12 protein-coding genes are annotated in these 11,458 nt (G+C 38.0%); 6 read left to right on the top strand and 6 right to left on the bottom strand.

The features are described 5' to 3' along the window. Nucleotides 1–29: 29 nt before the first annotated feature. From AC0C45_RS08040 to AC0C45_RS08050, 3 genes are all read right to left on the bottom strand, one after another. Nucleotides 30–164 carry a hypothetical protein gene (locus AC0C45_RS08040; protein ID WP_256656504.1) on the bottom strand — a complete coding sequence of 45 codons (135 nt, stop codon included), beginning with the start codon at nt 162–164 and terminating at the stop codon, nt 30–32. 114 nt (nt 165–278) lie between these two features. Continuing rightward, a complete protein-coding gene (locus AC0C45_RS08045; protein ID WP_034655299.1) occupies nt 279–2,063 on the bottom strand; it encodes an ABC transporter ATP-binding protein in 1,785 nt (594 codons plus the stop codon). A gap of 16 nt (nt 2,064–2,079) precedes the next feature. Further along, nucleotides 2,080–3,822, bottom strand: a complete 1,743-nt coding sequence (locus AC0C45_RS08050) for an ABC transporter ATP-binding protein (protein ID WP_269138151.1) — start codon at nt 3,820–3,822, stop codon at nt 2,080–2,082. Nucleotides 3,823–3,948: 126 nt separating this feature from the next. Here AC0C45_RS08050 and AC0C45_RS08055 point away from each other — a divergent pair, with 126 nt between their 5' ends. Next, complete coding sequence (locus AC0C45_RS08055) at nt 3,949–4,437, top strand: DUF6985 domain-containing protein (RefSeq protein ID WP_237893552.1); 489 nt, start codon at nt 3,949–3,951, stop codon at nt 4,435–4,437. A 37-nt stretch (nt 4,438–4,474) separates the two neighbouring features. Here AC0C45_RS08055 and AC0C45_RS08060 read toward each other — a convergent pair whose 3' ends face one another. Together AC0C45_RS08060 and AC0C45_RS08065 are read right to left on the bottom strand one after the other, a co-directional pair. Further along, nucleotides 4,475–6,025 carry a solute symporter family protein gene (locus AC0C45_RS08060; protein WP_013081928.1) on the bottom strand — a complete coding sequence of 517 codons (1,551 nt, stop codon included), beginning with the start codon at nt 6,023–6,025 and terminating at the stop codon, nt 4,475–4,477. A gap of 16 nt (nt 6,026–6,041) precedes the next feature. Then, a complete protein-coding gene (locus AC0C45_RS08065; protein WP_034655296.1) occupies nt 6,042–6,377 on the bottom strand; it encodes a DUF485 domain-containing protein in 336 nt (111 codons plus the stop codon). A gap of 499 nt (nt 6,378–6,876) precedes the next feature. Here AC0C45_RS08065 and AC0C45_RS08070 point away from each other — a divergent pair, with 499 nt between their 5' ends. The 4 genes from AC0C45_RS08070 (at nt 6,877) to AC0C45_RS08085 (ending at nt 9,898) form a co-directional block, all read left to right on the top strand. Beyond that, nucleotides 6,877–7,185 carry a hypothetical protein gene (locus AC0C45_RS08070; protein WP_013055618.1) on the top strand — a complete coding sequence of 103 codons (309 nt, stop codon included), beginning with the start codon at nt 6,877–6,879 and terminating at the stop codon, nt 7,183–7,185. A 215-nt stretch (nt 7,186–7,400) separates the two neighbouring features. Continuing rightward, nucleotides 7,401–8,156, top strand: a complete 756-nt coding sequence (locus AC0C45_RS08075; RefSeq protein WP_013081930.1) for an IclR family transcriptional regulator — start codon at nt 7,401–7,403, stop codon at nt 8,154–8,156. A 31-nt stretch (nt 8,157–8,187) separates the two neighbouring features. Continuing rightward, complete coding sequence (locus AC0C45_RS08080) at nt 8,188–9,015, top strand: aldo/keto reductase (RefSeq protein ID WP_034654075.1); 828 nt, start codon at nt 8,188–8,190, stop codon at nt 9,013–9,015. A 121-nt stretch (nt 9,016–9,136) separates the two neighbouring features. Next, a complete protein-coding gene (locus AC0C45_RS08085) occupies nt 9,137–9,898 on the top strand; it encodes an SDR family oxidoreductase (protein ID WP_237893553.1) in 762 nt (253 codons plus the stop codon). 92 nt (nt 9,899–9,990) lie between these two features. On the opposite strand, the gene AC0C45_RS08090 is transcribed toward AC0C45_RS08085, so the two are convergent. Continuing rightward, nucleotides 9,991–10,446 carry a MarR family winged helix-turn-helix transcriptional regulator gene (locus AC0C45_RS08090; protein WP_016763199.1) on the bottom strand — a complete coding sequence of 152 codons (456 nt, stop codon included), beginning with the start codon at nt 10,444–10,446 and terminating at the stop codon, nt 9,991–9,993. A gap of 353 nt (nt 10,447–10,799) precedes the next feature. Here AC0C45_RS08090 and AC0C45_RS08095 point away from each other — a divergent pair, with 353 nt between their 5' ends. After that, nucleotides 10,800–11,438, top strand: coding sequence for a biotin/lipoyl-containing protein (locus AC0C45_RS08095; RefSeq protein WP_013055624.1), 639 nt, complete (start codon nt 10,800–10,802; stop codon nt 11,436–11,438). The last annotated feature ends 20 nt before the right edge of the window (nt 11,439–11,458 follow it).

Consider the following 11,458-nt stretch of genomic DNA (forward strand, 5'->3'; position numbering starts at 1 on the left):
GAAATAAAGGAGCTCGTATCGACCATTTATTACACCGCTGTTGATTTCCATGCAAGGCTTCGCTTTCCGCGGGCGGCCGCTGAGCCTCCTCGTTGCTTGCGCTCCTGCGGGGTCTCATCCCTTCCGCTGTTCCCGCAGGAGTCTTCGCCTTGCCCTCCAATCAACAGCTAGAAGCAACTAACTGGATGAACCCTACGTTTACCAACACAATGAAAAGGTCCGAACGAGTACTCGTTCGGACCTTCCTTAAACTAACATACTTTTTATTTTAGCCGCTTTTAAATCGTAAACTGCTGCGTATAGAGCTTGTGATAAAACCCTTGTTTCTCTAGCAGCTCGCGATGATTTCCTTCTTCAATAATTTGTCCGTCTTTTAAGACAAGGATTTGATCTGCATTTTCAATCGTTTTAAGGCGGTGGGCAATGACAAAGCTTGTTTTTCCTTTTAATAGATTACTCATTCCTCGTTGAATATCAATTTCTGTTTTTGTATCAATGTTGGAAGTAGCTTCGTCTAAAATTAAAATATCACAGTCAGAAAGCATGGCTCGAGCAATCGATAAAAGCTGCTTTTGACCTTCACTTAAATTTCCTCCGCCAGCTGAAATCACGGTATTGTATTGCTGGGGCAAATGTTTGATAAACGAATGAGCATTGGCCATCTTTGCGGCGCTTTTCACTTCTTCGTCGCTGGCATCTAACCGGCCAAATCGAATGTTATCCGCAATCGTACCGGAAAATAAATAGGTATCTTGAAGAACAATGCCGATTCGGTTTCGTAAATCATGAATGTTATAGTCACTGATGGAACGTCCGTCAATTTTAATGTCTCCGTTTGAGATGTCATAAAATCGTGTGAGCAAGTTAATGATGGTTGTTTTACCAGAACCTGTCGGACCGACCAAAGCAACCATTTCACCTTTTTTTGCTGTCAGTGTAACATTTTTTAAAATCATTTTTTCATCGTTATAGCCAAATGATACATTCTCAAAAGCAACGTCTCCTGCAAATTTTGTAACAGAAAGAGCGTTTGGCTTGTTTGTGACGTCCGGCTGCTCATCCATAATCGCAAACACGCGCTCTGCGCCGGCAATAGCCGAAAGAATGGTGTTTACTAAGTTTGCCATTTGACTGATTGGACGAGAGAACTGACGTGAGTAGTTAACAAATGAAGCAATCATCCCAACTGTAACGCTACCTTGAACAGCCATAAATGCTCCTGCTCCGATCACTAGTGCTAAGCCTAAGTTGTTAATAAAGTTTGTGACAGGACCTAAAAAGCCTGAAAATGTTTCCGCTTTTGTTGCTGAACTTCTCAGCTGTTCATTTCGTTCATTAAAAACAGTTAAAAAGTCTTTTTCCTTACTAAAAAGCGTAACAACTTCTCCTCCAGAGATTGCTTCTTCTACAAAGCCGTTTAGCTCGCCTAAGTCTTTTTGGCGTTTGACAAAATTTTCACTGCTTCGTTTTAATATTTGTCGAACGATTATAACCATCAAGGGAATAACAATCAGCGTGATAATGGCAAGAATCCAGTTGAGCGAGAACATCGCAATGGTAATGCCGACTAAAGACAAAATAGAGGACAGAGCCTGAATAACGCTTTGACTTAGAGCGCTGTTTAGATTATCAATATCATTTGTGACTCTGCTCATTAACTCTCCGTGAGCTCGTTTGTCAAAAAAGCGAAGGGAGAGAGTCTGAAGCTTTGCAAATAAATCTTGTCGAAGCATTCCAATAGTCGTAAACGAAACGTTCACCATTAAATAGGTTTGCAGCCATGTTAACAAAGATGTCGTAATATAAATTCCTGCAAGAATAAGGGACATTCGTATCGTTCCGCTGATATCTTTGGGAATAATATGCTCATCAATAATAACCCCAATTAAATAAGGGCCTAATAAATTAAGTAGGGAAGTCACAATAACTAAGATTATCGCAGCCGCAAGCGGAGGTTTTCGTTTCCCCATATATGACCAGATTCTGTACAGTGTTTTTTTCGCATTTTTTGGCTTAACTACAGGGCCTTTCATCATTCCTCTAGGGCCACGAATAGAGCTCATTTGATTTTTACCTTGGTTATTCACTAGGCAACGCCTCTTTTCCGCCTTGTGCAAGGTAAATGTCGTAATAAAGAGAGCGATAACGAAGCAATTCTTCATGAGTCCCTTGTTCAGCAATTTTGCCTTCATCCATGACGATAATATGATCAGCGTGGAGAAGAGACGAAATTTTAGAAGCAATAATGATAACGGTCGCATCTGCAAACTCTTCTTTTAAATGTTTTAGTACCTGCGCTTCTGAGACAGCGTCTAATGCCGAAGTTGCATCATCGATGACCAGGATAGCGGGCTTTCTAACAAATGCACGCGCGATTGAAAGACGTTGCTTTTGCCCTCCTGATAAATTGGTTGCTCCTCGCGTTAAAGGATACTCATATCTTTCTGGAAGTTTTTCAATAAACTCCGTTGCGCATGCAAAATCCGCAGCATCTTCAATTTCTGAGGAAGAAGCCTGATCTTTTCCCATTCGAATATTCATATCAATCGTGCCGGTAAACAGCGTAGCTTTTTGAGGAATAAACCCAATGGATGAGCGAAGCACTTTTACGTCATAGTCCGTAAGGTTTTTTCCATCTACGAAGATTTCGCCGTCATCAGGATCATATAAGCGGGAAATAAGTTTTGCAAGCGTCGACTTCCCGCTTCCAGTAGAGCCGATAATGCCAATGGTTTCTCCGTGTCTAGCAGTGAACGAAATATCTTTTAATACGTTTTCGCCATTTTTACTATAGCTGTATGTAACGTTTTGAAACGATAGATCACCTTTAAGTCTGTTGATTTGAGCAGGAGAGTTTGCTGGAGGGATGTCTATTTTTGTTTTTAAAACAGAATCGATTCGTTCAGCTGAAGGGAATGCGCGTGTAATTTGCATCAGCACCATGCTGCTTGACATAAGTCCGTTTAAAATAATCGTTAAGTAATTAATAAAAGCTAAAATCACACCTGCTTCAATTTTTCCTGCTTCGACTTGAAGTCCTCCCAGCCATAGAGTAGCTACCATTCCGATATTTACTACAAATAAAATAACGGGCATTAAAAGCGAAATAAGCTGAACAGCACTCATATTAGCTCGCGTCAAGGAACTGTTTGCTTCTTTAAACTGATTGATTTCATACGATTCTCTTACATACGCTTTTACTACACGCATCCCTGATAAATTTTCTTGGACTTTTGTATTTACACGATCAACGCTTTGCTGAACTTTTTTAAAAAGTTTTCCAGCTTTCGTGATCACAAACCAAATGCATAAAAATAAAATAGGGACGACCACGACGATAATAGGAAACAAAGAACGAGCGGTTAATAACACGATCACAATACTTCCTGCAAAAAGTAAAGGACCTCTAACTAATACTTTTAGCGTCATATTCAATGCGTTTTGAATACTTGTTACATCATTTGTCATGACGGTAATTAAGTGACCAGTCCCTAGTTTGTCTCTGTTGCTGTTTGAGAGGTTTTCAATTTTTTCAAAAAGCGATTTCCGAATATCGGTAGAAAAATTTACTGCCGCTTTTGTGCTAAGGATGGCGCAGACGATACCGGCAGCTAAGCCAATGACTGCTAACACAAGCATAAGGATGCTTCGAGTGATAACATATGTTTGATCGTTGTTTGCAATGCCATAATCAATGATATGCTGCATAATAGTAGGCTGAAGAAGGTCAGCTAACACTTCAATTACCATCAATAGCGGGGCAAACAGCGCGAGCCATTTGTAAGGTTTTAAGTAAGGGTACAAAGATTTAATTGTATTCACACATTGTGGCACTCCTTTCTGTAAAAAATATGGTAACATAGAATAAGTTTAGAAGTTTGTTTCAAGCACCATTTATTATACGCCAATGCAAGCAGAAATCCACTTTTTGAGAGGGTCAGGTATGCAATGAATCAAACATTACGAGTACATCATCCGCTTTTTGGATCTTTGTTATATGACTCGGCCTGGGTTGGAGAAAAACAGGTCACTTTCTTTGGACAAAAACAACAGGTGTTGCTGACAATTGATGGAGATAAAGAGAAGCCATTTCAAAAACGGCAAGAAGAGGCTTTTCAAGCATTTTGGCTTCAAGGTGAATTATTGTTAAAGAGGACGGAAAAAGCTCTTTTTGATTATTATCAACAGGTGCGAGATGAATACAGAACTCAAGTTGAAAAAGACGTGGTAGACTTATTAGTTCCGAATGTAAAAAAGCGAAAAGACATCGGGTTTTTAGTTGAGTGTATTCAAATCTTTGTTCCTGAAGCACCTCATGATACAAGAGAACTTGGTTTGTTTTTTGAATGTACGTGGGAAGAAGAGCATATGTTAGCTGTAAAGTTTAGAAATGAACAAATTTCCGCTATTGGTTTACAAGAAGATTTATTCTCGTAAAAAGCCTTGAAGCAAAGTGCTTCAAGGCTTTTTGGCATTAATGTTTGACGGGCTCTTCGATTCCCATACCTGTATTTGCTTTTACTAAAATCTCATCAAATTTCTTTTCGTCTGCTTTTTTAGACGAAAGAAGTGTTCCTATAAAAGCAGCTAAGAAGCCTAGAGGAATAGAGATAATACCAGGGTTTGTTAGCGTAATGAGCGGTTCACCTACAAAGATAGCAGCTCCCGGCTCAGGTGCCCACACGTTTGGACTAATGGCAACTAAAAACAGGGAGCTGAATAGTCCAACCAGCATGCCAGTGACTGCTCCTGCTGTATTAAAACGTTTCCAAAAAATAGTGAGAAGAATAATTGGCAAGTTAGCGCTCGCTGCTACCGCAAACGCAAGTGCCACTAAAAATGCCACGTTCATGTTTTGAGCAAATAATGCAAGAATAATAGATAAAATGGATACCCCAATAGAAGCCCATCGTGCAGCCACTACCTGTTCTTTTTCAGTAGCAGCTCCTTTACGCAGAATATGACTATAGAAGTCGTGCGCGAATGCTGAAGCTGCTGAGAGCACCAGTCCAGCTACAACAGCTAAAATTGTAGCAAATGCTACAGCTGAAACGAACGCAAAAAGAAAGTCTCCGCCAAGAACTTGAGCGAGCAGAGGAGCCGCCATATTTCCTGCTGCATTTGCTTTGATAATATCATCATATCCTACAAAAGCAGCAGCACCGAATCCTAAAAAGATTGTCATAATGTAAAAAACGCCAATGATCCACGTTGCATAAATAACAGACTTTCTTGCGGTGATGGCATCTTTTACTGTGAAGAAACGAATAAGGATATGAGGCAGGCCTGCTGTACCAAGAACAAGAGCTAAATTCAACGAAATCATGTCCAGCGGATTTTTGAATTTATTTCCTGGATTTAAAAAGCCGTCACCAAGAGGAGTTGCAGTTTTCATCTCGGAAAACATTTTAGCTAAGCTAAAATCAAATTTTGAAAATACGATAATGGAAATAATGAACGTACCAATCATCAGAAGCAAGGCTTTGACAATCTGCACCCAGCTAGTCGCTGTCATTCCTCCAAATACAACGTAAACCGTCATCAAGACGCCGACAATCAAGACAGAGTACACGTAATCTAGACCGAGTAATAAATGAATTAATGCTCCTGCTCCAACAAGCTGCGCAATCATATAAAAAATGGAAATGGTGATCGTGTTTAACGCAGCAACTCCTCGCACTTTCTTTTCGTTAAAACGAGCTGCTATCATATCTGCCATTGTGTACTTTCCTAAGTTGCGAAGTGGTTCAGCTACAATGTATAACACAACCAGGTAGGCAACTAAAAAGCCGATGCTGTAAAAAAAACCGTCAAATCCAGAAAGCGCTACCATTCCAGCAATACCTAAAAATGATGCAGCAGACATATAATCTCCGGCAATCGCCATACCGTTTTGCCAGCCGGTTAAACTTCCATCTGCTGTATAAAAGTCACTGGTCGTTTTTGTCCGCTTGGATGCCGCATACGTAATGATTAGCGTAAGACCTACAATGGCTAAAAAAAGTGAAAAAGCTAGTACGTTCATTCATTTAACCCCCTATTTAATTTGCAGCTTCTTTTTTAATCGTGTCAACAAGTTCATCAAATTTCGAGGCTCTTTTTGTGTATAAAATGCATAGGGTCCAGGTCATCACAAACTGTGCAAAAGCAAATACCCACGCCCAGGTCATAGAAGCAAACGCTGGTTTGTTTAAGACGGTTGTGTAAGCCGTTAAAATAGGCAAGGTAAAATAAAAAGCAAGAAAAAACAGAGAGAGCGGTAAAATAAAATTGCGTTTTTGTTTCAAAAGCTTTTGAAATGAAGCAGACTGTGCAATTTCTGTGTAATCAGGAGAGGAAGAAGCATTGTTTACCTTCTTTAAAGAATTTTCATTCATCGCCAAGCGGAATTCCCCCTTTGATAATAAATAGATGAAGCGAAAAGCTTCATATCACTTGAATTATATTATTTTCGGAATAAAAAGTAAATTCTGTCTTTTTTGTGAGAATGGTAACCGTATAAGTTTTTTAATATACTGAAGGTTCACACTAAATGCATACTGCCATAATAAAAAAAGAACAACATTCAATACAAAGGAAGAATCATTCGAAAAAGAAATATTGAAATTAATCCTTAGTTTCTTTTACATATAAGGCTTTTCTTTATTATTTAGACATTATTTTTTTGTTTGATCTTTTGAAAAAGAAAAGAAGATAATGATAAAATCATATGCCCACAATAATGCTTAGATAGGAAACAGGTTGAGAAAGTACGCTATTATTTAGAGATGGTTATAAATAGACAAGATATTATGAAAGATTTCTATATGAATGATATTTTTTCTTTATAGCAAACAAATCATGTGACTACTTATATAAAAGAGAAAAGGTGAAATAATGGCATTTGGAATTAAACGCCCGGAACTAAACGCATGGAAAGCAGCTGTTAAGCGAGGAGAGATCGCATTTTTAACTCATTATTGGCTTGATGAGCGTTTTCCACATGCAACTACTGTAACAAAAGTAGGTTGCAGTGACTTAAATAAGCTGATTAAGTGGGGAAAAAAGTATGGTATTCCCGCTAAGTATATTGATAATCGATCCGGCTATCCTCATTTCGATTTACTAGGTGAGCGTCAGAAAGAAATTATGAAAAAGGAAAATCAGCTGGAGCAGCTGAAGCGATTTGAAGAAGTTAACGAGTGAAAAGCAAAACTAATTTAAAAAACTGTAAAAAAATTCTATTGTTAAGGCTTTTTTTATGTTTAAATAGAAAAAACAGTGGAATAGATTAAGAAGAACAATTACGTCATATATTCTCTCTTATAGGGAAAAACCTTAGTTAAGTTTCCTTATTTGATACGATAAAGAGCTTTGCTTTATAATAAAATTGTGGTTCGGATAAAAGGAGGAAGAAGGGCATGTCCGAGGTTGGAACTTTAAAAAAAGGATTAGATATCTTCTCTTTGCTTTTAAACCGTCCGAATATGACTATTCCAGAAATGATGGAAGCGCTCGGTTTTAATAAGAGTACGATGTATCGTCTTGTGAGCACGCTTGAACAAAACGGATTTATTGTAAGAAACCCGTCTAACCGCTATACGGTTTCACCACAACTGGTGCTGGCACTCGTGCAAAATACGATGCATACGAACTATGAAATGAATTGGCTCTCTGTTCCTGCTATGCAGAAGCTGAGTGAAGAGACCAAAGAGACCATTTACGCGGGAATTCTCCATCATAAACAAATGGTTACAACTCAGGTGGTCAACGGGCAATATAGCACTCGTACGCATTCCGAAGTAGGAAATAAAAAGCCGCTTCATGCAAATGCTATTGGAAAGTGTATTCTTGCTTATCAAGAGGACAGCGTACAAAAATCTATCCTTCATGAACTTTCGCTTGAAGCTTATACAGATCGAACGATCACCGAGCTGGACGAGCTTGAAGCTGATTTGGCTTTAAGTAAGGAAAGAGGATATGCTGTCGATGATGAAGAACGGGAGCCGGGCGTTCGCTGTATTGCAGCTCCTATTTTCAGAAAAGGAAAAATAATGGCGGCTATTGCTTTATCAGGTCCATCCTTTCGTATTTCACAAGAGAAAGACGAAGAACATGCTGCACTTGTTAAACAGTGCGCAGAACAAATTTCACAAGCAATTACTCTTTACGAATAATTCAATAGTAAAAAAGGGGATGAACAGCAACATGGAAAACTTACAGTCAACTACGACCTTAGCAAACGGCGTTAAAATGCCCTGGTTAGGTTTAGGTGTTTATAAAGTAGAAGATGGTCAAGAAGTTGTAGATTCAGTTAAATATGCAATCAAAGCTGGATATAAAAGCATTGATACGGCTAAAATTTATGAAAATGAAGAAGGCGTGGGACAAGCGATCAAAGAATCAGGTGTTTCTCGCGAAGAACTGTTTGTTACATCAAAAGTGTGGAATGCAGATCAAGGATATGACACAACTATTCAAGCGTTTGAAACAAGCTTAAACAAGCTAGGTCTTGAATATTTAGATTTATACTTAATTCACTGGCCAGTTGAAGGTAAGTATAATGATACGTGGAAAGCACTTGAAAAGCTTTATAAAGACGGGAAAATTCGTGCAATCGGCGTATCGAATTTCCAAGTACATCATTTAGAAGACTTGATTGCAGATGCAGAAGTCAAGCCGATGGTAAACCAAATCGAATTTCATCCACTTTTAACACAAACAGAAGTGCGTGAATACTGCAAAAAACAAGGAATCCAAGTGGAAGCATGGTCACCGCTTGCACAAGGTGAGCTGCTTGATAACGAAGTGTTAACTCAAATTGCTGAAAAGCACGGAAAATCAACTGCTCAAGTTATCTTACGTTGGGACTTGCAAAACGAAGTAGTAACTATTCCTAAGTCAACAAAAGAACATCGTATTATCCAAAATGCAGACGTATTTGATTTTGAATTAAATGCAGAAGAAGTTGAAAAAATTAACGCATTAAATCAAAATCATCGCGTAGGTCCAGATCCAGATAACTTTGACTTTTAATTTTAAAGCAAGACTAAAACGTCTTGTAAGATAAATAATAAACAAAGCGCTATTGTCATTCATGCAGTAGCGCTTTGTTTATCAACAAATAAATGTGATAGTCGAACGAGGAGGAAAAGTAATGAAGATGTCAGGAAACACTATTTTAATTACGGGCGGAGCGTCCGGAATTGGGTTGGCGCTTGCAGAACGGTTTTTAAATGAAGGAAATGAAGTCATTATTTGTGGAAGAAGGGAGTCAAAGCTGCAAGAAGCAAAAGAAAGATTCCCTTCATTACATACAAAAGTGTGCGACGTATCAATGGAAGAAAGCAGAGTAGAGCTAGTAAAATGGGCGACTGAAAGGTTCTCGAAATTAAATGTTATTGTGAATAATGCAGGCATTCAGCAGCGCGTAAATCTTTTACACATGCACGAAGAGTGGCAGTATTACGAAAAAGAACTAATGAGTAATGTAAGTGCTCCTATTCATTTAACGTCGTTATTGGTTCCTCATTTTGTTCAGCAAGAACGTGCTGCGGTTATTAATGTAACGTCCGGGCTGTCTTTAACACCTGGAGCATGGGTACCAATCTACAGCGCAACAAAAGCGGCGTTGAGGTCGTTTACGATTAGTCTAAGACATCAATTAGAAGAAACAAATACCGAAGTGATAGAAATTCTTCCTCCAGCGGTGAACACGGATTTAGGAGGACCGGGACTTCATACATTTGGAGCACCGCTTGATGACTTTGCTGATTCGATATTTGAAGAATTGAAAAAAGGTAAAATCGAAATTGGCTATGGAGACAGCGCTAAGAGGCTTCATGCTTCCAAAGAAGAAATTGAGAAAGCTACAGCACAGGCTTGGAAAGGATTTTTGAAAAATAATCCTGAATTTTAAAGACAGCAAACAAAAAGCTTCCTAAACTCGTCAATAGTAGCGGGTTATAAAAAGCGTGTGTCCATAAATAAATGAACACACGCTTTTTAGCATTAACGATCTACAGTTTGTCTAATTCGTTTTTCCATTTTTTCAAGCATGCGGAGGTACTCATCCTGTTCTTCAGGAGTTAGAGCAAAAAGCATGTCTTGCCAAAATAAATTTCGCTGCTCAATTACATAGTTCACTAATGTTTCGCCAGCCTCTGTTAAGGATATCCATACAATTCGGCGGTCTTTTTGGTCACGTACGCGCTTAATGAGTGCATCATCTTCTAATTGATTTAATAAAATGGTAGTAGCTCCGGAGGTTAGCTTTAGATTTGAAGAAATTTCAGCTACCATACGTTTAGAGCTGACTCCAATGAATTTTAGAATTAAAAATTTCGTAATGGTCAAATTATAGGGCTGCTCACTGATTTTATCTTCCAAGAGCTTTCGCTTGAGTTCAAATAATGAGGTTTTAACTTGGTCAAGTTTTTCTAGTTTATCTATTAACTGCTGATCCATTATAATCACCTTTTCTTTATCATTATAGGTGTTAAACAAGTGCTGCTAGTTACCTATTGTGGTTTATGTATATAGGGAGTTTGTTCCGAAAAAAAGAAGCTGTTTTTGTGGATAACCCTATGCTTATATCTCTAACTTTAAAGTAAAGTAAAGTACTTGTAAAGAAACCAAAACTTTTAAGTTGTATTTCAGTTAAAGATGTAGTAAAGTATTCAGTCGGGAAAACTTTATGAAACATAAATGTTTAGTTTTAAAAATAAATTAAAATCAAAGTTATTTACAACTAAATATCTTTGTGATAAAGTTATCTAGCGTAATACTTAACTGAATGAAATATTAAGGAGGTAAAATAAATGTCAAGAGGGCGTTTAATTTTAATGAACTTTATCGGAATTATTGTAGTATTAGCTTTAATTATTGGTGGGGGATACTATTATATTCAAAAATCTAATTATGTATCCACAGACAATGCAAAAGTGTCCGGCGACCTTTATACAGTAGTAGCGCCAGCGGCAGGTAAAGTAGCAAGCTGGAACGTTGAAGAAGGTAAAGATGTTTCAAAAGATGATGAGGTAGCTAAAATCCAATCAGAAGATGGAGAAAAAACAGTTACAGTACCAGAAGACGGTAAAATCATCAAAACACAGGTAAAAGAAAATCAAATGGTTCAAGCTGGTCAACAAATTGCTAGCGAAGTAGATATGAATAACTTATTCATCATTGCAAACATTAAAGAAGACAAATTAAAAGATATTGAAGCTGGCGATGACGTTGATGTAACAGTTGACGGAGATACTAAAACAACAATCGATGGAAAAGTAGAAGAAATCGGTTATGCAACAAACTCAATTTTCTCATTAATGCCAAGTTCTAATTCAGACGGCAACTATACGAAAGTATCACAAACAGTTCCTGTTAAAATCTCTATTTCTAACTACTCTGAAAACGTACTACCAGGTATGAACGCAGAAGTTAAAATCTCTAAAAACTAAGAACGTACATGATTAAGAAG

This window comes from Priestia sp. VA7 (assembly GCF_055710015.1).

What these genes read in the sequence shown, in the direction of transcription:
- AC0C45_RS08090 (WP_016763199.1), bottom strand. Translation starts at nt 10,446, where the DNA reads ATGGATCAGCAGTTAATAGATAAACTAGAAAAACTTGACCAAGTTAAA.
- AC0C45_RS08075 (WP_013081930.1), top strand. Translation starts at nt 7,401, where the DNA reads ATGTCCGAGGTTGGAACTTTAAAAAAAGGATTAGATATCTTCTCTTTG.
- AC0C45_RS08080 (WP_034654075.1), top strand. Translation starts at nt 8,188, where the DNA reads ATGGAAAACTTACAGTCAACTACGACCTTAGCAAACGGCGTTAAAATG.
- AC0C45_RS08060 (WP_013081928.1), bottom strand. Translation starts at nt 6,025, where the DNA reads ATGAACGTACTAGCTTTTTCACTTTTTTTAGCCATTGTAGGTCTTACG.
- AC0C45_RS08070 (WP_013055618.1), top strand. Translation starts at nt 6,877, where the DNA reads ATGGCATTTGGAATTAAACGCCCGGAACTAAACGCATGGAAAGCAGCT.
- AC0C45_RS08045 (WP_034655299.1), bottom strand. Translation starts at nt 2,063, where the DNA reads ATGAGCTCTATTCGTGGCCCTAGAGGAATGATGAAAGGCCCTGTAGTT.
- AC0C45_RS08065 (WP_034655296.1), bottom strand. Translation starts at nt 6,377, where the DNA reads ATGAATGAAAATTCTTTAAAGAAGGTAAACAATGCTTCTTCCTCTCCT.
- AC0C45_RS08095 (WP_013055624.1), top strand. Translation starts at nt 10,800, where the DNA reads ATGTCAAGAGGGCGTTTAATTTTAATGAACTTTATCGGAATTATTGTA.
- AC0C45_RS08085 (WP_237893553.1), top strand. Translation starts at nt 9,137, where the DNA reads ATGAAGATGTCAGGAAACACTATTTTAATTACGGGCGGAGCGTCCGGA.
- AC0C45_RS08055 (WP_237893552.1), top strand. Translation starts at nt 3,949, where the DNA reads ATGAATCAAACATTACGAGTACATCATCCGCTTTTTGGATCTTTGTTA.